Origin of the sequence: Cellulomonas palmilytica (assembly GCF_021590045.1) — a bacterium.
In the GTDB taxonomy this organism is placed as follows: Bacteria; Actinomycetota; Actinomycetes; order Actinomycetales; family Cellulomonadaceae; genus Cellulomonas; species Cellulomonas palmilytica.
Window position 1 is genome coordinate 2883383 of sequence record NZ_CP062221.1, and the last position, 23113, is coordinate 2906495.

The following is a 23113-nucleotide window of genomic DNA, read 5'->3' on the forward strand; positions in this document are numbered from 1 at the left end:
GACCCCTCCCACCGCCGCGGCGTTCCCGGGGCGCGCGTCCCGGCGCACGTCCCGGGGCACGGCACCCTCGCGCGGTTACGATCGTCGCGTGATCTCACTGACCTCGAAGAACCCCGCCCAGCTCGCCGTCGACGCCCTCGTCGTGGCCGTCCGACCGCGCGGTTCCGCGGTCGGTGCGGTGTCCGCCGACTGGCTCCCCAAGGAGCTCGTGCAGCTCCTCGCGCGCGACGCGAAGCGCCTCGGGATCACGGGCGCGGTCGACGAGGTCCGTCGCCTGCCCGGGACCGGGATCAAGGCCACGACGATCGTCGTGACGGGTGTCGGCGACGCCCCGCTCGACGGCTCCCCCGCCGGGCGCGAGGCGCTGCGCCGCGCCGCGGGTGCCGCGACGCGCGAGCTCGCCGGGCTCGAGTCGGTCGCGCTCGCGCTGCCCACGCCCGACGCCGCGTCGGTCGGCGCGGTCGCCGAGGGCGCGCTGCTCGGCGCGTACGCGTTCAGCCGCTACCACTCGCTGCACGACGCTCCCGTGTCGCGCGTCGAGCTCGTGACCGACCGCGACCGCGACAAGGCCGCGCAGGAGGCGCTCGCGCGCGCCGAGGTCGTCGCCGCCGCGGTGCACGCGACCCGCGACCTGGTCAACACCGCGCCGAACGACCTGTACCCGGCCGTGTTCGCCGACGAGGCGAAGACCGCGACCAAGGGCGTCAAGGGCGTCAAGGTCACCGTGCTCGACGAGAAGGCGCTCGCCGGCGGCGGCTACGGCGGGCTGGTCGGCGTCGGCCAGGGCTCGGCCCGGCCCCCGCGCCTCGTCCGCGTCGCGTACGCGCCGTCGAAGCCGCGGGCGACCGTCGCTCTCGTCGGCAAGGGCATCACGTTCGACTCGGGCGGCATCTCGATCAAGCCCGCGGCCGGCATGGAGGCCATGAAGTCCGACATGGCGGGCGCGGCCGCGGTGCTGCACACCGTCGTCGCCGCCGCGCGGCTCGGCCTGCCCGTCGCCGTGACCGGGTGGCTGTGCCTCGCCGAGAACATGCCGTCGGGCACGGCCCAGCGCCCGTCCGACGTCATCACGATCCGCGGCGGCACGACCGTCGAGGTCCTCAACACCGACGCCGAGGGCCGCCTCGTCATGGCCGACGGCCTCGTCGCGGCGCTCGAGGAGAAGCCCGACGTCGTGCTCGACATCGCCACCCTGACGGGCGCGCAGGTCGTCGCGCTGGGCCACCGCGTGTCCGCCGTCATGGGCACCGACGACGCGCGCGAGCGCGTGGTCGCCGCCGCGGGCGAGTCCGGCGAGCTGTTCTGGCCCATGCCGCTGCCCGACGAGCTGCGCGCGGGCCTGAAGTCGAAGATCGCCGACATCGCGAACATCGGTGAGCGCTGGGGCGGCATGCTGTCCGCCGGCGTGTTCCTGCGCGAGTTCGTCGGCGAGTCGTCGTGGGCGCACCTCGACATCGCTGGCCCCGCGTTCAACGAGAAGAGCGCGCACGACTACACGCCCGTGGGTGGCACCGGTGTCGGGGTGCGCACGCTCCTGGCGCTGATCGAGTCGTACGCCTGACCTGACCCGCACTCGGCCGCGGTTCGGTCCGACGCACGTCCCGGCACGTCGTCGGACCGAACCGCGGCCGTGTCCCAGGTCGCACGGCTACCCTCGCGGCATGGGTCTGTTCCGCCGCCTGTCCCCGCGACGCAACCGCCAGGCCGCCGCGCCCGGCGGTGAGCCCGCGCCCTCGGCCAAGGAGGCGCGCGAGGCCACGCTCGCGCACCTGCACGAGTTCGTGCGCACGCGCGTCGGCGTCGAGGCGTACGTCGAGCCGCAGACCAACGTGACGCCGACGACCGTCATGCTCGTGGCGACCGACGGCGAGTGGACGCGGCGTCGCGTCCCCGACGCGCGCGCCGCCGCGCAGCTCGCGGCCACGCTCGGCATCCCGGTGTACGACGTGCAGCGCACGGGCTACCCGCAGCGCGTGCGCGACTGGAACGCCCGCCAGCGCGTCGAACGGCGCCGCGCGGCGTCGTCCTGACCCGCGCCGGGCGACCGGCCGGCGGTGGACCCGGCAGACCTGGGATGACTGTTCCGAGCGTCACACCGGCCGCCGAGCGGCTACGGTCGATCCGTCGCAGCGGTGATGACAAGATGGTCGCCGACTCGACAGACCCACACCTCGCGTGCGCGGCCTGCCATCCTGTCGTATGAAGCTGAGGAGTCTGCACGTGGCCGAGACCACCGGCACCGCCTTCGACATCGTCGTCCTGGGAGCGGGAAGCGGTGGCTACGCGGCCGCCCTGCGCGCGGCCCAGCTCGGCAAGAACGTCGCCCTCGTCGAGGCCGACAAGGTCGGCGGCACCTGCCTGCACAAGGGCTGCATCCCCACCAAGGCGCTGCTGCACGCCGCCGAGCTGGCCGACAACGCTCGAGAGGGTGCGCACTACGGCGTGCACACCACGCTCGACCACGTCGACATGGCGGGCGTCAACCAGTACAAGGACTCGGTGATCGGCGGGCTCTACAAGGGCCTGCAGGGGCTGATCAAGTCCCGCAAGATCACGGTCGTCGAGGGCTACGGCAAGCTCACCGGGCCGAACACCGTCGAGGTCGACGGCCAGACCCTGACGGGCGAGCACATCGTGCTCGGCACCGGCTCCTACGCGCGCTCGCTGCCGGGCCTCGAGATCGGCGGCCGGGTCATGACGTCCGACCAGGCCCTGAAGCTCGACTGGGTCCCGCAGTCCGCGATCATCCTCGGCGGCGGCGTGATCGGCTCGGAGTTCGCGTCGGTCTGGAAGTCGTTCGGCGCGGACGTCACCATCATCGAGGCGCTCCCCCACCTGGTCCCGAACGAGGACGAGGCGCTGTCCAAGGCGTTCGAGCGCGCGTTCCGCAAGCGCGGCATCAACTTCAACCTGGGCGTCCGGTTCTCCGGCGTCACGCAGGACGACAACGGCGTGCACGTCTCGCTCGAGGACGGCAAGACGTTCGACGCCGACGTGCTGCTCGTCGCGGTCGGCCGCGGGCCGAGCACCTCGGGCCTCGGCTTCGAGGAGCAGGGCATCACGCTCGACCGCGGCTTCGTGATCACCGACGAGAAGCTGCACACGGGCGTCGCGAACATCTGGGCCGTCGGCGACATCGTCCCCGGCCTGCAGCTCGCGCACCGCGGCTTCGCGCAGGGCATCTTCGTCGCCGAGCAGATCTGCGGCCTGAACCCCGCGCCGATCGTCGAGTCCGGCATCCCGCGCGTCACGTACTCCGAGCCCGAGGTCGCCTCGGTCGGCGTCACGGAGGCGCGCGCCAAGGAGCTGTACGGCGCGGACGGCGTCGAGACGCTCGAGTACAACCTCGCCGGCAACGGCAAGAGCAAGATCCTCGGCACGCAGGGCTTCGTGAAGCTCGTGCGCCAGAAGGACGGCCCCGTCGTCGGCGTGCACATGATCGGCGCGCGCGTCGGCGAGCTCATCGGCGAGGGTCAGCTCATCGTGAACTGGGAGGCGTACCCGGAGGACGTCGCCGCCCTGGTCCACGCCCACCCGACGCAGAACGAGGCGCTCGGCGAGGCCCACCTGGCTCTCGCCGGCAAGCCGCTGCACGCCCACAACTGACCTGGAATCGAAGGAGACGACGCGGTCATGTCCCAGAACGTGCAGCTTCCTGCGCTCGGTGAGTCCGTCACCGAGGGCACCGTCACCCGCTGGCTCAAGAACGTCGGCGACACCGTCGAGGTCGACGAGCCCCTGCTCGAGATCTCGACCGACAAGGTCGACACCGAGATCCCCTCGCCGTTCGCCGGCGTGCTCGAGCAGATCCTGGTCCAGGAGGACGAGACGGTCGAGGTCGGCGCGACGCTCGCGGTCATCGGCTCCGGCGAGGGTGCGCCCGAGCAGGCGGCCGAGCAGGCCCCCGCCGACGAGGCGCCCGCCCAGCAGGCGCCCGCCGAGGAGCCCGCCGCCGAGGCGGCCCCCGCGCAGCAGTCCGTCGAGGAGCACGAGGAGGCGGCGCCCGCGCCGGCCGCCGCTGCCCCGCAGGCCTCGGGCGACTCCTCGGGTGCCCCCTCGGGCGACACGGAGGACGTCACGCTGCCCGCCCTGGGCGAGTCCGTGACCGAGGGCACCGTGACGCGCTGGCTCAAGTCCGTCGGCGACACCGTCGAGGTCGACGAGCCGCTGCTCGAGATCTCGACCGACAAGGTCGACACGGAGATCCCGTCGCCGGTCGCCGGCACGCTCGTCGAGATCCTGGTCCAGGAGGACGAGACCGTCGAGGTGGGCGCCGTGCTCGCGCGCGTCGGCTCCGGCGCCGCCTCCGCCCCGGCCGAGGCCCCCGCCGCGCCGGCGCAGCCCGCCCCGGTTCCCGCGACGCCCGAGCCCGCCCCCGCGCCGGCCGCGGAGGCGCCCGCTGCTCCGGCGGCTCCGGCGGCGCCCGCTCCGGCGCCCGCTGCCCCGGCTGCCGCGGTCCCGCCGGCCGCCGCTCCGGCCGCTCCCGCGGCTGCCGGTGGCTACCTCACGCCGCTCGTGCGCAAGCTCGCGGCGGAGAAGGGCGTCGACGTCGCGACCCTGACGGGCACGGGCGTGGGCGGTCGCATCCGCAAGGAGGACGTCCTCGAGGCCGCGGCGAAGGCCGAGGCCGCGAAGGCGGCACCCGCCGCGGCGGCTGCACCCGCCGCCGCCCCGGCCGCCCCCAAGGTCCCGGCGGTCTCGCCGCTGCGCGGCACGACCGAGAAGGCGAGCCGCCTGCGCCAGATCATCGCCGAGCGCATGGTCGAGGCGCTGCACACGCAGGCGCAGCTCACGACGGTGGTCGAGGTCGACGTGACCAAGATCGCGCGTCTGCGCGCCGCCGCGAAGGAGGACTTCAAGGCGCGCGAGGGCACCAACCTCACGTTCCTGCCGTTCTTCGTGCTCGCCGCGATCGAGGGCCTCAAGGCGTTCCCGAAGATCAACGGCGTCCTCGAGGGCAACCAGATCACGTACCACGGCCAGGAGAACGTCGGCATCGCGGTCGACACCGAGCGCGGCCTCGTCGTGCCGGTCATCCGCGACGCGGGCGACCTCAACCTCGCCGGCCTGTCGCGCAAGATCGCGGACCTCGCGACGCGCACGCGCGGCAACAAGGTCTCGCCGGACGAGCTGTCGGGCGCGACGTTCACGGTCACGAACACGGGCTCGGGCGGCGCGATCATCGACACGCCGATCGTCCCGGTCGGGACGTCCGCGATCCTCGGCACGGGCGCGATCGTCAAGCGCCCCGCCGTGGTCAAGGGCCCGGAGGGCGAGGACGTCATCACGGTGCGCTCCATGTGCTACCTGTGCCTGTCCTACGACCACCGTCTGGTCGACGGCGCGGACGCGTCGCGCTACCTGTCGGCGGTCAAGGCCCGCCTCGAGGAGGGCGCGTTCGAGGCCGAGCTCGGTCTCTGACCTCTCGTCGCGAAACCTCTCGTCGCGAAACCTCTCGTCGCGAGGCCCGGTCCCCTCGGGGGCCGGGCCTTCGGCGTTCCCGGTGCCGGTCCTGCGACGGACGGGCGCGCGGGTCGCCCGCTGCCTAAGGTGACGGGCATGCACATCCTGGTCGCGGGCTCGCACGGCTTCATCGGCACGGCGCTGCTCACGCGGCTGCGGGATGCGGGCCACGACGTGCGCGTGCTCGTGCGCCGGTCCCCGACGGGTCCCGACGAGGTCACGTGGGACCCGGCGCGCGGCGAGCTCGACCCCGCGACGCTCCTCGGGATCGACGCCGTGGTCGACCTCGCGGGCACCAACCCGGGCACCCGGCCCCTGACGGCGGCACGCAAGCGGGACGTGCTCGCCTCGCGCGTCGACACTGCGGGGCTGCTCGCGCGCATGATCGCCGGGCTCGCCGGCGAGCGCCCCGCGCTCCTGCAGGCCTCGGGCATCGGCGCGTACGGGGACCGCGGCGAGACCGAGGTCGACGAGACCGAGCCGCTGGGCACGACGTTCTTCGCCGAGGTCGTCCGGCAGTGGGAGGAGGCGACGACCCCCGCGCGCGAGGCGGGCGCGCGCGTGGTCCTCCTGCGCACGGGCGTCGTGCTCGGCCGGGGCGGCGGGGCGCTGCGCCCGCTGTGGCCCGTGCTGCGCGCGGGGCTCGGTGGGCGGCTCGGGTCGGGCCGTCAGTTCTGGCCGTGGATCACGCTGCACGACGAGGTGCGGGCGATCGAGCACCTGCTCACGGCCGACGTCGCGGGGCCGGTCAACCTCGTCGCGCACGCCGACCGGAACGCGGACGTCGTGGCCGCGCTCGCGCGGGCCCTCGGCCGACCCGCCGTGGTCCCGGTGCCCGCGTTCGCGCTGCGGCTCGCGCTGCGGGACTTCGCCTCGGAGGTGCTCGGCTCGGTGCGCGCCGTCCCGGCCGTCCTCGACGCGAGCGGCTTCGTCGCCGAGCACGCCGACCTCGACACGGCAGCACGCTGGGCCGCGGGAGGTTCCTGAGCGTCACGCCCCCGCGGCGACGTCCCAGACCCGCCAGCCGTGCTCGGTCCACCGCAGGACGAGCACGACCGTGGACGTCGCAGCCGGCCCGCCGGCGCGGCGCGTCCCGTCGGGCGCGACGCGCTCGTACGCGCTCGTCGTGCTCGTGAGCCGCACCCGTGCCTCGTCCCCCGTGCCGTCGTCCAGGGCCTCGACGCGCGTGACCGTCACCTCGAGCCCCGCGACCCGGTCGTCGCCGAGGCTCGCGAGCATCCGCTCGTCGGCCTCGTGCGCGGGCGACCCCTCGACCTCGACCTGCTCCAGCGCCGCGCGCTCGCCCGCCTCGAGCAGCGCCGCGCGCCGCTGCGTGAGCGCGACCGCCGCGTCGTCGGGCGCGAGACGCCGCGACCCGTGCCCGGACCCCGCCCCCGGGACCGTCCCGGCGAGGGCGGGCGTCGAGGGCACGGACGCCGCGGCGGGTCCGCCGTCCGTCGTGCCGCGCCACGGGGCGACGAGCACCACGGCGGTCCCGGCGGCGGCGAGGCCGAGCGCGAGGGCACCGATGAGCACGGGTCGCACCACCCGGGCGCGCGTCCGCGACTCTCGTGCCCCCCGTGGCACGCGGTGCGCGCCCGCCCCTCCTCGACCTCCGTCACGCAGCGCGGCGATGCTGCGCGTGGGAGCGCCGGCCTCGTCGGCCCCCGGAGCGGTCCGGCGCGGCGCCGTGAGGTCCGGCGCCGCGGGCAGGCGCAGCGCGCACGGCACCGCGGCCCGGAAGCAGCGGTCGACGACCCGGCCCGCCGCGGGCGCGGTCTCGTGCCACAGGTCCTCGAGCGCGGCGCGCAACCCGTCTCCCGGGACCGTCGGCTCGCGCGCGACCGCCAGGTACGAGAGCACGGCCGCGAGCAGCGCGCGCACGTCCTCGGCGGACTCGTCGTGCGCACGCGGCACGTGGCGCAGCGCGGCGCCCAGGCCCGCGAGCACCGGCCGGCCGTCGTGCCCGACGACGACCGCGCCGGCCGTCACCGCGCCGTGCTGCACCCCGGCGGCGTGCAGCGCCTCGAGCGCCTGCGCGACGGGGATCGCGACGGTGGCGGCCTCCCCCGGCTCGAGCGGCTCGCGCGCCGCGCACAGCCGGTCGAGCGGCAGGCCTTCGACGTGGTCGGCGAAGACGCCGAGCCGTGCCTCGTCGAGCACGACGACCTCGAGCACGCGTGCGAGGTGCTCGTGCCGGGCGGACTGCAGGGCGTGCGCCCGCGCGGTCGTCGTCGCGTCGCGCGGCAGCACGTGCATCTCGACGGCGCGGTCCGAGCCGTCCAGCGCGACGGCGTGCCACGAGCCGTGCACGTCCCGTGCCGCCGCGCGGAAGCCCGCCGCGGCGAGCGCCCTGTCCACCGCTGGGTCCAGCGCTGGGTCCACCCGTGCGTCCATGGACCGCATGGAACCCGATCGCGCCCGAGCGCGTCGGGCGTCATCCACAGGCGGCTGGGCGACCGGGTCGCCCACCGGGTCCGTCAGCCGAGCGGGACCACCGCGTGGCGCTGCGCGGACGCGAGCGCGGCGTCCAGCACGCGGGCCGTCGCCACGGTGTCCGCGGGGTCGACCGGAGCGGGGGCGTCACCCCGGACCCACGCGGCGAGCGCCGGGTAGATCTCGTGGTGCCCGCCGCTCGGCGCGGGCACGGGCGTGCGCTGCGCGCCCCGCACGAGCCAGCCCTCGTGCACGGGCTCGCCCGGCCGCCGGCCCTCCTCGTACGCGTCGTCGAGCACGCCGAACGGTGTGGGCTCCCCCTCGAAGCTCGTGACGAGGTACGCGCCCGACGAGCCGAGCACGCGCGTGCGCGGGCCCGGTGCCCCGACGAGCCCGCCCGCCTGCAGGTGGCTGAGCACACCGGACTCGTGCCGCAGGGCGAGGAACACGTCGTCGACCGCGGGCGTGCTGCGCGCCGCGAGCTCGGCGTAGACCTCCTGCACGGGACCGAACAGCTGCACCGCGGAGTCCACGAGGTGCGCGCCGAGGTCGAGCAGCAGCCCGCCGGCCTCGACGTCGTTCTCCTTCCAGCGGTCCTGCGGCTGCGGCCGGAACCTCTCCCACCGCCGCTCGAACCGGTGCACCTCGCCGAGCTCGCCGCGTCCCAGCAGCCCGACGAGCGCGAGCTGCTCGGGGTCCCAGCGGCGGTTCTGGAACACGGTGAGCCGGTCGCCGCCCCGCGCGACGAGGTCCGCGGCGTCCTGCGCGGTCGTCGCGAGCGGCTTGTCGGCGAGGACGTGCGCACCCGCGTCGAGCGCCGCCGCGACGTGCGCCACGTGGTCGCCCGTCGGGCTCGCGACGACGACGAGGTCCACGCCGGCCAGGTCCGCGACGAGCGAGTCGACGTCCGGCACGACGCGCGCGCCCGGCCAGTCCGCCTCGACCTGCGCGGCACGGCTGCGGGTGACGACCGCCACGACCTGCTGCCCCGCGGCCCGCACGAGGCGCGCGTGGATCCCGCGTCCCGCACCGCCGTACCCGACCAGAGCGACCCGTAGCGTCCCCATGCGCCTCACCCTAGGCGTGCGAGCAGCACCTAGGGTGGGTGGCATGCGGTTCGAGGAGCTCGACCTGGGCGACCGGCTGGTCCCCTACGTCCCGACGTGGGACCTGCAGCGACAGGTGCACGCCCAGGTCGCCGACGGCGCACGCGAGGACACCGTGCTGCTGTGCGAGCACGAGGACGTGTACACCGCAGGGCGGCGCACGGCGCGCTGGGACCGGCCCGTCGACGGCACACCCGTCGTCGACGTCGACCGCGGCGGTCGCATCACGTGGCACGGCCCGGGCCAGCTCGTCGGCTACCCGATCGTGCGCCTGCGCGAGCCCGTGGACGTCGTGCGGTACGTGCGTGCGCTCGAGGAGGCGCTCATCCGCACGTGCGCCGACCTCGGCCTCGGCGCGGTGCGCGTCGACGGACGCAGCGGCGTGTGGTTCGAGGCACGTCCGGGCGGGCTGCAGCGCAAGGTCGCGCAGCTCGGCGTGCGCGTCTCACGTGGCGTGACGATGCACGGCTTCGCGCTCAACTGCGAGCCGGACCTGCACGCGTTCGACCGCATCGTGCCGTGCGGCATCCCCGACGCCGACGTGACGTCGCTGAGCGTCGAGTGCGGCCGGCGCGTCACGATCGCCGAGGTGCTGCCGTCCGTGCGGCGCCACCTGAGCGACGCGCTCGCGCCGGTGCGGGCTCAGGCCGCGGACTGCAGCTCCGCCGCGACCCCCACGGCCCACGCGCGCACCTCGTCGAGGTCGCGGTAGTCGCCGTCCTGTGCCCGCACGAGCGCGACGAGCGCGCGCTCGGACAGCGACAGCGACGCCTTGTCGAGCGCGCCGACGAAGCACCGCGCCTCGCGCGCCCCGGTCGCCTCGACCATGGCCTGCACGTCGTCGGGCTCGCTCGTCGTCGGGTTCGCCCCGACGGGACCCGACCAGAACAGCCAGACGGGACGCAGCCGCAGGTGCGCGCCCTGCCGCAGGACGAGATCGCGCAGCGACGCCGCGAGGCGCCCCACGTACACCGCCGAGCCCAGGACCACCGCGTCGTACGGCATGACCCGTTCGACGTCGTCGGGCTCCACGACGTCCACGAGGTGCCCTGCCTCGCGGAGCACCTCGGCGACCACGTCGCCCATCTCCTTCGTCGCGCCGTGCCGGGACGCGACCGTCACCAGGACTCTCATCGCGGGTCTCCCTCCCTCGGGGCCTCGTCGCCTCCACGTCCAGCGTCGCCGTCGCCCGCCCGCAGGTCACGGGACCTGGGTCCCGACGAGTGTGACGCCCGCCTCTGCGGTGTACGGGTGCAGGCGTCGCCGCGGCGGCTAGTGTGGCTCGCGTGACGATCGCACCCGAAGGGCGCCGGATGCTGCGCGTCGAGGCCCGCAACGCCGCCACGCCCATCGAGAAGAAGCCCGAGTGGATCCGCACGCGCGCGACCATGGGCCCGGAGTACTCCGAGCTCAAGGGCCTCGTGAAGCGCGAAGGCCTGCACACGGTGTGCGAGGAGGCGGGCTGTCCCAACATCTTCGAGTGCTGGGAGGACCGCGAAGCCACGTTCCTCATCGGTGGCGACCAGTGCACGCGGCGCTGCGACTTCTGCCAGATCGACACGGGCAAGCCCGCGGACTTCGACGCCGACGAGCCGCGGCGCGTCGCCGAGTCCGTCCAGGCGATGGGGCTCAAGTACTCGACGGTCACGGGCGTCGCGCGCGACGACCTGCCCGACGGCGGCGCGTGGCTGTACGCGGAGACCGTCCGGCAGATCCACGCCCTCAACCCCGGCACCGGCGTCGAGCTGCTCATCCCCGACTTCAACGCCGTCCCCGAGCTGCTCGACGAGGTCAACGAGTCGCGCCCCGAGGTCCTCGCGCACAACCTCGAGACGGTGCCGCGGATCTTCAAGCAGATCCGCCCGGCGTTCCGCTACGAGCGGTCGCTGTCCGTGATCACGCGGGCACGCGAGGCGGGGCTCGTCACCAAGTCCAACCTCATCCTCGGCATGGGCGAGACGTACGACGAGGTCGTCGACGCGCTGGGCGCGCTGCACGAGGCCGGGTGCGACCTCATCACCATCACGCAGTACCTGCGCCCGTCCGTGCGGCACCACCCCGTGGAGCGCTGGGTGCGGCCCGAGGAGTTCGTCGAGCTGTCGAAGGTCGCCGAGGAGCTCGGCTTCCTCGGCGTCATGTCGGGTCCGCTCGTGCGCTCGTCGTACCGTGCCGGGCGCCTGTGGGGCCAGGCGATGCGGCGCCGCGGGCTGCCCATCCCCGAGGCGCTCGCGCACCTCGGGGAGCCGACGACCGCGCGCCAGGAGGCCGCGAGCCTGCTCGCCCGCTGACGCGCGCGGGAGGGGTCTCCCGGCTCGGTAGACTCGCCCGCATGGCCCGAGACAAGTCCGCCTCCTCGAACGCGCCCAAGACCAAGAAGGTCCGCTGGTACCACCAGCTGTGGCAGGCGTACCAGATGACGCGGGAGACCGACCCCGCCGTCACCTGGGTCATCGTCGGGGCGTTCGTCGTCGTCCTCGGGATCGGTGTGATCGTCGGGCTCCTGCTCGACTCGGTCGTCTACTTCATCCTGCTGTCGCTGCCGTTCGCGCTGCTCGCCGCGATGTTCCTGCTCGCGCGCCGCGCCGAGGCCGCCGCGTACTCCCGGATCGAGGGTCAGCCCGGTGCCGCGCTCGCGGCGCTGCGCACGCTGCGCCGCGGCTGGACGTTCGTCGAGGAGCCCGTCGCGATCGACCCCCGCTCGCAGGACATGGTGTTCCGCGGTGTCGGCCGCCCGGGCGTCGTGCTCGTCGGCGAGGGCACCGGCAACGTCGCCCGCCTGCTCGAGGCGGAGCGCAAGCGCACCTCGCGCGTGCTGCCGAGCGTCCCGGTGACCGTGATCGTCTCGGGCCGCGGCGAGGGCCAGGTGCCGCTGCGCAAGCTCCCCGTCGCGGTCCGCAAGCTCAAGCCGAAGCTGACGAAGCCCGAGGTCGCCGAGGTGACCAAGCGCCTGCAGGCGCTCGGCGGCGCGCGGCTGCCCGTCCCGAAGGGCATCGACCCCCTGCGCATGCGTCCGGACCGCAAGGGCATGCGCGGCCGCTGACGGCCTGAGACGTCACGAAGGCCCCGTCCTCGACGGGGCCTTCGTCGTGTCCGGGGCCGACCGCCTCGTCCCGCCGGTCCGTGCCGGTCGGCTCAGCGGCGGACGATCGCGGTGCCGGCGGACCGGTCGTGCAGCCCGCGCCCGTCGGAGTCCCACACGACCGCGGGGATCACGAGGCACAGCAGCACGGTGCGCAGCGCCGCGCGGCCCAGCCCGGGCGCGCGGCCGTCGTCGGGCAGCGGACCGTCGGGCGTCATGCCCGCGCGGCGCACGCGCAGCCCGAGCACGCGGTGCCCCACGGTGAAGCCGAGCGTGCCGACGAGCAGCAGGTTCTCGACCGCGAACACCGCGAGCGTCACCATCCCGTCCGCGCGCTCCCAGAACGGGCCGTCGCCGGACGAGAAGAACGCCGACGCGATCAGCAGGCACAGGACCCAGTCGAGGACGAGCGCGACCGCGCGTCGCCCGAGCGGTGCGGCCGAGCCCGACCCGCGCGGCGCCAGCCCGAGACCGGCGCCCCGGTCGCCCTCGCCCGACGGCCCGCCCTCGAGCCACGACCCCACGTTCTGCCTCGTCGTCACCGCCCAAGCCTACGTGCGCGAAGGCGCCTGCCCCGTCCCGGCCACCGGGCGCCGCGGCCCCGCGTCCCGGCCGTCCGACCCGACCGTTTCGCACGATCGTTACACGCGGGCCACCCGCGTAACCTCGCGGAAACAAAGGACACACACCCGAGAAATCCCCCCGCCCTAGTTTCGGCACAGCCCGATGGGGGCACCACCAACCGAGGAGCAGCGGATGTTCAGCAAGCCAGAGGAAGTCCTGGCGTTCATCAAGAGCGAGGACGTCAAGTTCGTCGACGTGCGGTTCTGCGACCTGCCCGGCGTCATGCAGCACTTCAACGTCCCGGCCCAGTCGCTGGACCTCGACTTCTTCACCGACGGCCAGATGTTCGACGGTTCCTCGATCCGCGGCTTCCAGGCGATCCACGAGTCGGACATGAAGCTCGTGCCGGACATCAGCACGGCGTACGTCGACCCGTTCCGCACGGAGAAGACGCTCAACATCAACTTCCACATCGTGGACCCGTACACCGACGAGCCCTACAGCCGCGACCCGCGTCAGGTCGCCGCGAAGGCCGAGGCGTACCTGAAGTCGACCGGCATCGCGGACACGGCGTTCTTCGCCCCCGAGGCCGAGTTCTACATCTTCGACGACATCCGCTTCGAGACGAAGCAGAACGCGTCGTACTACTACATCGACTCCATCGAGGCCGCCTGGAACACGGGCCGCGTCGAGGAGGGTGGCAACCTCGGCCACAAGACGCCGTACAAGGGCGGGTACTTCCCGGTCCCGCCGGTCGACCACTTCGCCGACCTGCGCGACCAGATCTCGCTGCAGCTGGACGCCCTCGGCCTGGGCGTCGAGCGCGCGCACCACGAGGTCGGCACCGCCGGCCAGGCGGAGATCAACTACCGCTTCGACGAGCTCGCGAAGTCGGCCGACAAGGTCCAGCTCTTCAAGTACGTCGTGAAGAACGTGGCCCACGCCGCGGGCAAGACCGCGACGTTCATGCCGAAGCCCCTCTTCGGCGACAACGGCTCGGGCATGCACGTGCACCAGTCGCTGTGGAAGGACGGCGAGCCGCTGTTCTTCGACGAGAAGGGCTACGGCGGCCTGTCCGACCTCGCCCGCTGGTACATCGGCGGTCTGCTCAAGCACGCGCCCGCGCTGCTCGCGTTCACGAACCCGACGGTGAACTCCTACCACCGCCTGGTCCCGGGCTTCGAGGCGCCGGTCAACCTGGTCTACTCGGCCCGCAACCGCTCCGCGTGCATCCGCATCCCGGTCACCGGTTCGAACCCGAAGGCCAAGCGCATCGAGTTCCGCGTGCCGGACCCGTCGTCGAACCCCTACCTGGCGTTCGCGGCCATGCTCATGGCCGGCATCGACGGCATCCAGAACCGCATCGAGCCGCCGGAGCCGGTCGACAAGGACCTGTACGAGCTGCCGCCCGAGGAGCACGCGCAGATCCAGCAGGTCCCGGGCTCGCTGTCCGAGGTCCTCGACAACCTCGAGGCCGACCACGACTGGCTGACGGCGGGCAACGTGTTCACGCCCGACCTGATCCAGACCTGGATCGACTACAAGCGCTCGGCAGAGGTCGACCCGATCCGGCTGCGTCCGCACCCGCACGAGTTCGAGCTCTACTACGACGTCTGATCGGCTGCTCCCGATCAGTTCGGCACGAGGGGCGTCCCGTTCGCGGGGCGCCCCTCGTGGCGTTCCCGGCCGTCAGCCCCCTACCGCGTCAGGGGCGCATGCCGGCGAGCGGGATGTCGACGAGGCGCGGGACCAGGTCGGGGACCTCGCGGGTGACCGGCTCGGGCAGTGGGCGGGTCACGAGACCGACGGCCAGGACGAGCTCGAGCGGGGCCAGGTCGGGCCGGACGAGTCCGGCCCCGCGGGCCACCGTCAGCACGCGGTCGACCGCGGCGAGCGCTTCGTCCTGGGCGGCGGTCGGGTCGCGGCGCCTGCGCACGGCAGCGGCGCGGGAGGAGCAGGTCGTCGCCGCCTGAACGCAGGATCCCCGAACCGAAAGGTGCGGGAATCCTGCCGAAAGGATTCGTGGCCTGGCGACCCTCGTCGACGCGTGACGAAGGTGTGATCGTTCACACCACGCTCGAGGGGAGACACAGCCATGTGGAGCGCGCAGTTCAGAGCGACCACAGCGCGAGCAGCGCTCGTCGCACTCGTCGCCGTCGGGGCGGTGGCGGCGACCAGCACGGCCGCTGACGCCGTCACGACCACACCGAACGTGGCGTACGCGCCGGCCGACCCGGCCGGCAGCCGCGGGCACCTGCTCGACCTCTACGTCCCCGACGGCGCCGGGCCGTGGCCGCTCGTCGTGTGGTCCACCGGGTCCGCCTGGACGTCCGACGACGGCAAGGCCGGGGCCAACGCGATCGCGCAGCAGCTCAACCCGCGCGGCATCGCGGTGGCCGGCGTCAGCGTCCGGTCCAGCTCGCAGGCGAAGTTCCCCGCCCAGGTCCACGACGTCAAGGCCGCGATCCGGTACCTGCGCGCCAATGCCGCGCAGTACCGGCTCGACCCCGGCAAGTTCGCCACGATGGGCGACTCCTCGGGCGGGTGGGTCGCCGCGATGGGCGCCCTCACCGGCGGCGTCGCCTCGCTCGAGGGGAACCTCGGCACGACCGGCGTCTCCAGCGCGGTGCAGGCCGGCGTCGACTTCTTCGGACCCACCGACTTCATCCGCCTCGCGCAGCAGGACCAGGGCGGCTGGATCGACCACAACAGCCCCGATGCACCCGAGGCCCAGCTGCTCGGCTGCGCGATCCCCTCGTGCCCCGACAAGGCGCGCCAGGCCGACCCGATCAGGTACGTCGACGCGAACGACCCGCCGATGCTCCTGCTGCACGGCCGAGCGGACAACGTCGTGCCGCACGCGCAGACCGAGATCCTCTACGACGCACTCAAGGCCGCGTGCGTCGACACGCAGTTCTTCTCCGTCCCCGGCGCGGGCCACAGCCACGCCGACGTCACGAGCTCGTCGCGCTTCGGCCAGCAGACCGTCCGCACGACCGACGGGTGCCGGGAGACGGTCACGCAGGGCACGCCGAACCCGAGCTGGGACACGATCGCCGCGTTCCTCAAGGACGCCTGGGCCGACGTCGACCCGGGTCCCGGGCCGACGGACGAGCCGACCGACGAGCCGACCGACGAGCCGACCGACGAGCCCACGGACGAGCCGACCGACGAGCCCACGCAGGAGCCCAGCGACTACCCGACGACCCAGGGGCCGCGAGAGCTGTGCACCGCGACCTACACCGTCACCAGCAGCTGGCCCGGCGGATTCGTCGCCGACGTGCGGGTCACCGCCGACACCGTGCCGCTCACCGGCTGGCGGGTCACCGTCTCGCTGCCGTCCGGCTCCGCGACGAACGTGTGGAGCGGGACGCCCAGCGGCACGGGATCGACCATCACCGTGGCGAACGCCCCGTGGAACGGGCGTCTGGACCCGAGGCAGAGCACGACGTTCGGGTTCCAGGGCACCGGCTCGGGCGCGGGCGCGACCGTGAGCTGCTCCGCGGCGTGACGACCGCCTGACACGGACCGGCGGGCACGGGCAGGACCCGCGCCCGCCGGTCCTGTCGTCCGCGCCACGGCCGGGCGCGTCGAGCCGGTTCCGACCTGTGGCCGACGGCCCCCGCCTCTGCCACTCTCGGGGCATGGAGGCGCCCGACGAGGGATGGCGGGAACGCCGGGTGCTCGTCGGCGAGCACCGGGTGCTGGTGCGGTGCAGCGAGGACACCCACCTCGGCCGGCTCCCGGTGGTCCACGTGCACGGCTTCGCGATCTCGGGCGCCTCGCTCATGCCGACCGCGCGACGGCTCGCCGCCCACGGCACGCAGGTGGTCCCCGACCTGCCCGGGTACGGCGGGAGCGAGCGGTGGGGACCCACGCTCGGCATCCCGGCGCTCGCGGACGCGCTGCTGCGGGTCCTCGACGCCCTCGAGCTCGAGCGCGTGGTGCTGCTCGGCAACTCGATGGGCTGCCCGGTGAGCCTCGAGCTCGCGCACCAGGCACCCGACCGGGTGGACCGCACGGTGCTGGTCTCCCCCGCCGGCGGCGTGCAGAACCAGCCGTTCGGGCGCGCGCTGCGCCAGCTCGCCCGGGACGTGCTGCGGGAGAGCCCGCGCATGGCACCCATCGCGATCCCGGACTACGTGCGGTTCGGGCCGCTCAACGCGTTGCACCTGTTCAGCGAGCTGACGCGGTTCCCGTCGCTCGAGCGGCTGCTGCGTACCCCGGTGCCGGCGCTCGCGGTGCTCGGCAGCCGCGACCCGCTCATGCCGCGGCCGGCGCGGGTCCGGGAGATCGCGCGGCTCGCTCCCCCGCACGTCACGGTGGTGCTCGTCGAGGGCGCGGCGCACGCCGTGAACTTCAGCCACCCGGGCGAGCTCGCGCACGTCGTGCGCTCCTGGCTCGACGGCGTCGAGATCCGCGACGACCCCGACGAGCCGGGGCTGACGCGGGTGCTGCAGATCGGGCGGCGCTAGCGGCCGCCCGACAGGACGTGCGTGACGACGAGGTCCTCCAGGGCCGGGTCCGCGAGCGCACGGAAGTGGCCGGGCGTGGGCAGCGTGACGTCCGGGAGACCCTCGGGCGCCGCGGCGTCGGGCACGTGCGGGTCCCACACGCTGCGCACCGCGACGATCCGGGCGTCGACCGTACGGTCGAGCACGAGCGCACGGATCGCGGCGTCGCCGGGCACGAGGGCACGCACCGCGGGCAACGGCACCCAGCGCGCGTACCGCGAGCCGGCGAACGGGGTGTTGACGGTGATCATCGACCCGATGCGTGGGGCGCCCGACGCGAGGTCCTCGATCATCGCCCGCTTGCCGATCAGGCCGCCCTTGCTGTGCGCGAGCAGGACGACGTCGCGCAGCCCGAGCGCCGCGATCGCCGCGCGCAGGATCTCGGCCGACTGGCCCACCGGGCGGTGGTTGCGGCCCAGCCCCGGGACGGCGTGCACCGCGAGGCCGCGCGCGTGCAGCCGCCGGGCGAGCGGGCGCAGGAAGTGCCACGCCTCGTACACCCCGGGCACGAGCACGACCGGCCGTCCCCGCACGGGTGGGGCGACGAGGTCGTCGGCGCCACCGGGACGCACCGCACCCGCGAGGATCCAGCCCGTCGCCGACGCGTAGTCGCGCGCGCGCCACACGGGGTGCGCGCCGCGGACCCACGCCGCCGGGCGCACCATGCCGCCGCCGGTACCTCAGAGCGCCGGGGCGGTCGGCGGCCCTGCGGGTGGCGCGGGTGCCGACGCCCCGGCTGGTTCGACGCTCGCCGGTCGCGCGAGCAGCGACGTCACGAGCAGGACGAGCACCGCGACGAGCGCGGTCCAGCCGACGAGTGCGGGCGTGATCCGGTCGGCGAGCACGATCACCAGGCCCGCGACCGATGCGACCACGATGCGCACGAACACCCGCTGCTCGTCGAGCCAGCGGCCCACGGGTCCGGTCGAGACGCCGTGCCGGTCACCGAGCCCGCGCAGCCACGCCGCACCGCGCCGCCACGACGCGCGCAGCGCCCGCGCCGCCGACGACCCGCCCGCGACGAACGCGACGACCGCCACGACGAGCCCCAGCACGGCGACCGCGCGCAGCGCGACCCGCAGGAACCAGACCACCTGGTCGTACACCACGACCGCGACGTCCGGTCGCTGCACGGCGTCCGGCAGCGACTCGACATACAGCGACCGCCCGACCGCGATGCCGATCCCGAGCAGCAGCATCGCGCCCGCGAGCGAGAGCCCCGCGACGACGAGCGTGCGCGCCCGGTGCTGCGCGGCGACCACGCCGCCCGCGAGCAGCAGCACCGACACCCACGGCAGCCACGTGCCGAGCGCGTGCAGCGCGCGGTACGCGTTCTGCAGGCGCACGAGGTCCGCGCTCTGCATGAGCGGGAACGACGCGTTGATCTCGGGGACCCGCTCGAGGATCGTGAGGCCCCGGTCGATGAGAAGCTGCTTGACGGCCTCGATGACTGTCGTGAGCTCGACGCTGAGCGTGCCGTCCGCGCCGATGCTCGCGATCGCGTCGGGGTCGCCCTGCAGCGACGCGACGAGCTGCTCGTGCGCGGTCCTGTTCGCCTCGGTCCAGGCGGTGGCGAACGCGTCCGACGTCACGACGTTCTCGACGCCGCGCCGCACGAGGTCCGTCGCGGCGGTGGCGAGCGGCCCCTGCAACGACTCGACGAGCGTGGAGACACGTGGCGGCAGGCCGAGCCCGGCGAGCGCGGACGTCGCGTCCGCCGCGAGCTCGTCGACTCCCACGGCCTCGACGATCGCGTTCGTGATCCGGTTGGTGACCGCCTGCTGCACGCCGGGGTCGTCGGCGAGCGGGCCGACCGTCGCGACCCACCGGTCGGTGTCCTCGACGAGGTTGCTCGCCCAGGACGCGACGACCGCGACGGGCGCGAGCAGCGCTCCGGCGACGACGAGCGCGACGGCGAGCGCCGACCGACCGACGTGCCGCCGCTCGCGCGCGACCGGCACGGCTGCGGTGGGTGGCGCCACGGCCGCGGGCGCCGCGCTCAGCCGCTCACGCAGCCGGGCGTTCTCGGCCTCGAGCGCCGCGAGCCGCACGCGCAGCTCGTCGTCCCCGGCACCACCGACGGGCACGGGCTCCGTCACGTGCTCGACGGGGTGCGCACCGGGATCGGGGCGGCGGGGCCGTGACCCCTTGGCCGTCCGCGGGGTCGACTCGTCGTCCGCCATGACGCACCTCCGTCGAGGGTCGGGTGAGGCCGCAGCCTCGACGACCATCGCAGCACCGGTCCCGCGGCCGCACCACCCGCCGTGGGCGATGCGCCGAGCGAGCACGACGTCGCGCGCGGGGACGAACGGACAAGCGGGCGGACGGGGTCGAACGGCATGGCCGGGTTCCGCCCGCGCAGGTCGCGGTCCCGGTACCGTCGTCGCGACACGCACCGCGACGCCCCGACGTGACGAGGACCGATGCCGAAGCCCCGTACCGCGTTCGACGCCCGCCGGCCCCCCGCCTGGCTGCCGCGAGCGCTGCTCATGTGCGTGCTCGCCGTGTTCGCCGCCGTGCTCGTGTGGCGCTCGCTGGGGCTGCTGACGAACGTCATCACGATCATCGCGTGGGCGTGGTTCATCGCGCTCGCGATGGAGCCGCCGATCCGCTGGCTCGTCCGCCGCGGGATCCGCCGCACGCGCGCCACGGGTCTCGTGATGCTCACCGCGGGTGTGCTGATCACTGTCGTGATCGCCCTGTTCGGCAGCCTGTTCGTGCAGCAGGTCGTGGACTTCGTCAAGCACCTGCCCGAGTACTACGAGAACCTCGCGGAGTGGCTCGACGACCGGTTCGGCGCGCAGATCCCGACCGCCGACGAGGCGCTGGACACGATCGGGAACCACTGGCAGGACCTCGCGCCCGGCCTCATCGGCGCGGGCGCGTCCCTCCTGGGAGGGATCTTCAACGCGTCGTCGATCCTGCTCGTCACGTACTACATGGCGAGCGCCGGACCGCGGTTCCGCGCCGCGGTGCTCGCGTACCTCGAGCCGGGTCGCCAGCGCGAGGTGCTGCGCGTCTGGGAGGTCTCGCAGGAGAAGGTCGCCGACTTCATCAACTCGCGCGTCGTGCTCGCCGCGCTGTCCACCGTCTTCACGTGGGTGTTCTTCGTCGTCATCCAGCTCCCGTACGCGCTGCCGCTCGCGGCGTTCACGGGCGTCGTCTCGCAGTTCGTGCCGACGATCGGTACGTACATCGGTGGCGCGCTGCCCGTCGCTGTCGCGCTGACCGTCTCGCCGCTGAAGGCACTGCTCGTGCTCGCGTGGATCATCGCCTACCAGCAGCTCGAGAACTACGTGTTCTCGCCGAAGATCTCGGCGCGTGCCCTGCAGCTCAACCCGGCGGTGTCGTTCCTCGGGGTCATCGGCTTCGGTGCCGTGTTCGGGGCGATGGGCGCGTTCCTCGCGCTGCCCGTCATGGCGACGATCCAGGCGGTCGCCTCGACCTACGTGCGGCGGCACGAGATCGTCGACGACCCGCTCCTGCACGAGGACGCCGAGGCGATGCGGCGCAACCGCGGGTGGGAGGACGTCGAGACGGAGACCGCCCCCGACGCCCCGCGCTCGTGGTCGGAGCGCATGCGCACGCGCCGCTCGTCGGCCGTCGCCCCGCTGCCGCCCGAGGCCACGGACGACGACGCGTCCGACGACGGCCGGGACGACTGAGGACGGGTTTTCACCCGGGTCCTCCCCCGGTCCCGCGGCGGTCGGCCGGCTCGTGTGACGCGCGCGTGACGCGCGTGAGGCGCCCCGCGACGCACGCTCCGTCCCGGGGGCTGTGACGCAGGCGTCCGAGCCTGCGGGCTTCCGTCGCCGGTGCACCGCGCCGGTGGTCGTCGCGCGAGGAGGAAGCCATGGCGACGCTCGTCGTACCCGGGGTGCAGGTCGAGACACGGTTCGACGTCCTGCCGCCGCTGCCCGCCTCGTCGGGCGTGGTCGGCATCGCCGGCATCGTCGACCGACCACCGGTCCCCGCCGCGTTGGTCGGCCTCTCGCGGGCCGCGGAGATCCCCGGGCTGCTCGGCCCCGGGACCGTCGCGTCCGCGCCCGAGATCGTGCACGCGCTCGCCAACGGCGCCTCCGAGGTGCTCGTCGCGCCCGTCGGCGGCGGCGGCGCGGCCTCGCTCGTGCTGCGCAACGCCGTCTCGACCGAGGCGGTGCTGCTGCGCGCACGGTCTGTGGGGACGTGGGCGCACCAGGTCGCGGTCGACGTGCGGACCGTCACGAACGCCGCGGGCGAGACCGTCCGCGTGAGCCTGCGCGTGTTCCGCGCCGGCCAGGTGGTCGAGGAGTTCACCGACCTCGTCGTGGAGCCCGGCTCGCACCAGGACCTGTTCGACACGATCAACACGCGCTCGCTGTACCTCGTCGCGCTCGACCCGTCGCTCGCCGACGCGCTGCCCGCAGCGGGCACGTACGTCATCCCGGCGGACGGGACGGGCGTCGCCGTGCCGCGCTCGGGCGCCGCGCAGACGCTGCTGACCCTCTTGGCCGAGCCCGAGGTGGACCCCGCGGGGCTCACGGTCGAGATCCTGTCGCCGTCGGCGGACAACATCCGGGTGCGGGTGTTCCGCGACGGCGCCCAGGCCGAGGAGTTCACGCGTCTGACGATGAACCCGGACTCCGCGAACTACCTGCCCGCCGTGGTGCTGCGCGAGAGCGCGCTGGTCCACGTGCGCCAGGCGTCGTCGCTCGCGGGGCCGGACCGGCTGCCCGTGGCGATCGCCCCGACCCCGCTCGCGGGGGCCACCTCGCCGTCCGTGGCGGACTACCAGGCCGCGATCGACCTGCTCGCGACCGAGCCGCGGATCAGCCTCGTGGCCGCGTCCGTCGAGCCGACGCGCGGCGAGACGCTCGTCGCGGCCGTGCACCAGGCGCTCGTCGCGCACGCCGTCGCGCAGGCCGACGCGGGCGCGCCCCGCATCGCGTTCGGGTCGGTGACGCCGGCCGAGCAGGGCAACCTCGACCGCATCCGCGACCACGCCGCGGGCGTGCGCAACCGCCGGTTCGTGCTCGTCACGCCCGCGGGCGCGGCAGGTGCGGTGCTCGGGGCGGTCGCCCGCACCGGCCCGTCGGTCTCCCCCACGTTCAAGCCGGTGCCGCTGTTCGGCATCCCGCCGGCCCGCTACACCGACAGCGAGCTCAACCGCCTGCTCGGCCCGACGCACAACGCGCTCGTCGTCGCGGAGCGGTCCGGCCGTGGCGTGATCGTGCTGCGCGGCCTGGACACCAGCGGCGACCAGATCTCCGTGACCCGCGTCGCGGACGCGTGCGTGCGCGAGGTCAAGGCCATCGCGGAGAACTTCATCGGCCAGCTCAACACCGTCGACGCGCGCACGGCCCTGCGTCAGCAGATCGTCGCGACGTTCACCCGCATGGAACGCGCCGGCGAGCTCGTGCCGTCGACCGACGGGACCGACCCGGCGTTCCTCGTCGACGTGTACTCCACGCAGCTCGACTTCGCGCAGGGCAACGTCCGCATCGACATCGCGGTCCGCCCCGTGCGCGCCATCGACTTCGTCTACGCCACCATCCGCGTGAAGAACTGAGAGGCGCGCCATGCCCACCGTGTACGCAGCCAACGAGAGCTCCGTCCTCGTCAACGGGACGCCCGTCGAGGGGGTTCGCTCCGTCGAGCACCGCTCCCTCGTCGCCCGTTCCGACCTGTACGCGATCGGCTCGTCCGAGCGCATCGGCGTCATCACCGGAGGCCGCAGCGTCGAGGGCCGGATCCGCGTCGCGTCGTCGGCGCCCGACCTGGACGCGCTCGTCGGCGACGCCTTCTTCCAGATCACCGCGCCGCTGCGGCAGGGCGAGACCACGGTGACGGTGAGCTTCGACGAGTGCCTGCTCACCGAGAAGTCGTTCGCGATGAGCGCGGGCGGCCACGGCGAGACGGTCTACGCGTTCACCGCGACGCGCGTGCGCGAGGAGCGGTGAGGTCGACCAGCC

At 74.2% G+C, this 23113-nt stretch carries 21 protein-coding genes; 14 read left to right on the forward strand and 7 right to left on the reverse strand.

Annotated features, from left to right (window positions below):
- Window positions 1–88 precede the first annotated feature (88 nt).
- From F1D97_RS13020 to F1D97_RS13040, 5 genes are all read left to right on the forward strand, one after another.
- Window positions 89–1561: a leucyl aminopeptidase gene (locus F1D97_RS13020; protein WP_236120908.1), complete on the forward strand. Its 1473-nt coding sequence runs from the start codon at window positions 89–91 to the stop codon at window positions 1559–1561.
- 100 nt (window positions 1562–1661) lie between these two features.
- Window positions 1662–2030 (forward strand): oxidoreductase, encoded by a 369-nt coding sequence (locus tag F1D97_RS13025; protein WP_236120909.1) that lies wholly within the window; start codon window positions 1662–1664, stop codon window positions 2028–2030.
- Window positions 2031–2199: 169 nt separating this feature from the next.
- Complete coding sequence (gene lpdA / locus F1D97_RS13030; RefSeq protein WP_236120910.1) at window positions 2200–3606, forward strand: dihydrolipoyl dehydrogenase; 1407 nt, start codon at window positions 2200–2202, stop codon at window positions 3604–3606.
- A gap of 27 nt (window positions 3607–3633) precedes the next feature.
- Window positions 3634–5421, forward strand: coding sequence for a 2-oxoglutarate dehydrogenase, E2 component, dihydrolipoamide succinyltransferase (sucB, locus tag F1D97_RS13035; protein ID WP_236120911.1), 1788 nt, complete (start codon window positions 3634–3636; stop codon window positions 5419–5421).
- A 138-nt stretch (window positions 5422–5559) separates the two neighbouring features.
- The gene (locus tag F1D97_RS13040) at window positions 5560–6450 is read left to right on the forward strand and encodes a TIGR01777 family oxidoreductase (RefSeq protein WP_236120912.1); all 891 of its coding nucleotides are present in this window, start codon (window positions 5560–5562) and stop codon (window positions 6448–6450) included.
- A 3-nt stretch (window positions 6451–6453) separates the two neighbouring features.
- Here F1D97_RS13040 and F1D97_RS13045 read toward each other — a convergent pair whose 3' ends face one another.
- The gene (locus F1D97_RS13045; protein WP_236120913.1) at window positions 6454–7860 is read right to left on the reverse strand and encodes a protein kinase family protein; all 1407 of its coding nucleotides are present in this window, start codon (window positions 7858–7860) and stop codon (window positions 6454–6456) included.
- Between the two features lie 83 nt (window positions 7861–7943).
- Window positions 7944–8966 (reverse strand): Gfo/Idh/MocA family protein, encoded by a 1023-nt coding sequence (locus tag F1D97_RS13050; RefSeq protein ID WP_236120914.1) that lies wholly within the window; start codon window positions 8964–8966, stop codon window positions 7944–7946.
- 43 nt (window positions 8967–9009) lie between these two features.
- On the opposite strand from F1D97_RS13050, the gene lipB reads away from it, so the two are divergent.
- Window positions 9010–9717 carry a lipoyl(octanoyl) transferase LipB gene (gene lipB / locus F1D97_RS13055; protein ID WP_236120915.1) on the forward strand — a complete coding sequence of 236 codons (708 nt, stop codon included), beginning with the start codon at window positions 9010–9012 and terminating at the stop codon, window positions 9715–9717.
- Here lipB and F1D97_RS13060 read toward each other — a convergent pair.
- Window positions 9648–10139, reverse strand: a complete 492-nt coding sequence (locus F1D97_RS13060) for a flavodoxin domain-containing protein (protein WP_236120916.1) — start codon at window positions 10137–10139, stop codon at window positions 9648–9650. The two genes, lipB and F1D97_RS13060, sit on opposite strands and share 70 nt — an antisense overlap.
- Before the next feature lie 152 nt (window positions 10140–10291).
- Between F1D97_RS13060 and lipA the strand changes: the two genes are divergently transcribed.
- Both lipA and F1D97_RS13070 read left to right on the forward strand, forming a co-directional pair.
- Window positions 10292–11293, forward strand: coding sequence for a lipoyl synthase (gene lipA, locus F1D97_RS13065; RefSeq protein WP_236120917.1), 1002 nt, complete (start codon window positions 10292–10294; stop codon window positions 11291–11293).
- A 41-nt stretch (window positions 11294–11334) separates the two neighbouring features.
- Entirely contained in the window at window positions 11335–12045 is a 711-nt protein-coding gene (locus F1D97_RS13070) for a DUF4191 domain-containing protein (protein ID WP_236120918.1), read from the forward strand.
- 92 nt (window positions 12046–12137) lie between these two features.
- Here the strand turns inward: F1D97_RS13070 and F1D97_RS13075 are convergent, their stop codons facing one another.
- Window positions 12138–12626 carry an RDD family protein gene (locus F1D97_RS13075; RefSeq protein ID WP_236120919.1) on the reverse strand — a complete coding sequence of 163 codons (489 nt, stop codon included), beginning with the start codon at window positions 12624–12626 and terminating at the stop codon, window positions 12138–12140.
- 214 nt (window positions 12627–12840) lie between these two features.
- On the opposite strand from F1D97_RS13075, the gene glnA reads away from it, so the two are divergent.
- Complete coding sequence (gene glnA / locus F1D97_RS13080) at window positions 12841–14265, forward strand: type I glutamate--ammonia ligase (RefSeq protein WP_236120920.1); 1425 nt, start codon at window positions 12841–12843, stop codon at window positions 14263–14265.
- Window positions 14266–14353: 88 nt separating this feature from the next.
- Here glnA and F1D97_RS13085 read toward each other — a convergent pair whose 3' ends face one another.
- On the reverse strand, window positions 14354–14584 hold the full coding sequence (locus F1D97_RS13085; RefSeq protein WP_236120921.1) for an SbtR family transcriptional regulator: 231 nt from the start codon (window positions 14582–14584) through the stop codon (window positions 14354–14356).
- A gap of 159 nt (window positions 14585–14743) precedes the next feature.
- Here F1D97_RS13085 and F1D97_RS13090 point away from each other — a divergent pair, with 159 nt between their 5' ends.
- A complete protein-coding gene (locus tag F1D97_RS13090; protein WP_236120922.1) occupies window positions 14744–16159 on the forward strand; it encodes a cellulose binding domain-containing protein in 1416 nt (471 codons plus the stop codon).
- Between the two features lie 133 nt (window positions 16160–16292).
- Window positions 16293–17123 (forward strand): alpha/beta fold hydrolase, encoded by an 831-nt coding sequence (locus F1D97_RS13095; protein WP_236120923.1) that lies wholly within the window; start codon window positions 16293–16295, stop codon window positions 17121–17123.
- On the opposite strand, the gene F1D97_RS13100 is transcribed toward F1D97_RS13095, so the two are convergent.
- Window positions 17120–17827 (reverse strand): esterase/lipase family protein, encoded by a 708-nt coding sequence (locus F1D97_RS13100; protein ID WP_236120924.1) that lies wholly within the window; start codon window positions 17825–17827, stop codon window positions 17120–17122. The two genes, F1D97_RS13095 and F1D97_RS13100, sit on opposite strands and share 4 nt — an antisense overlap.
- 15 nt (window positions 17828–17842) lie before the next feature.
- Window positions 17843–19345 (reverse strand): hypothetical protein, encoded by a 1503-nt coding sequence (locus F1D97_RS13105; RefSeq protein ID WP_236120925.1) that lies wholly within the window; start codon window positions 19343–19345, stop codon window positions 17843–17845.
- Between the two features lie 240 nt (window positions 19346–19585).
- Between F1D97_RS13105 and F1D97_RS13110 the strand changes: the two genes are divergently transcribed.
- The 3 genes from F1D97_RS13110 (at window position 19586) to F1D97_RS13120 (ending at window position 23101) form a co-directional block, all read left to right on the forward strand.
- Window positions 19586–20827: an AI-2E family transporter gene (locus F1D97_RS13110; RefSeq protein ID WP_236120926.1), complete on the forward strand. Its 1242-nt coding sequence runs from the start codon at window positions 19586–19588 to the stop codon at window positions 20825–20827.
- 188 nt (window positions 20828–21015) lie between these two features.
- Window positions 21016–22710: a hypothetical protein gene (locus F1D97_RS13115; protein WP_236120927.1), complete on the forward strand. Its 1695-nt coding sequence runs from the start codon at window positions 21016–21018 to the stop codon at window positions 22708–22710.
- Between the two features lie 10 nt (window positions 22711–22720).
- Window positions 22721–23101, forward strand: coding sequence for a hypothetical protein (locus tag F1D97_RS13120; protein WP_094180266.1), 381 nt, complete (start codon window positions 22721–22723; stop codon window positions 23099–23101).
- Window positions 23102–23113 lie beyond the last annotated feature (12 nt).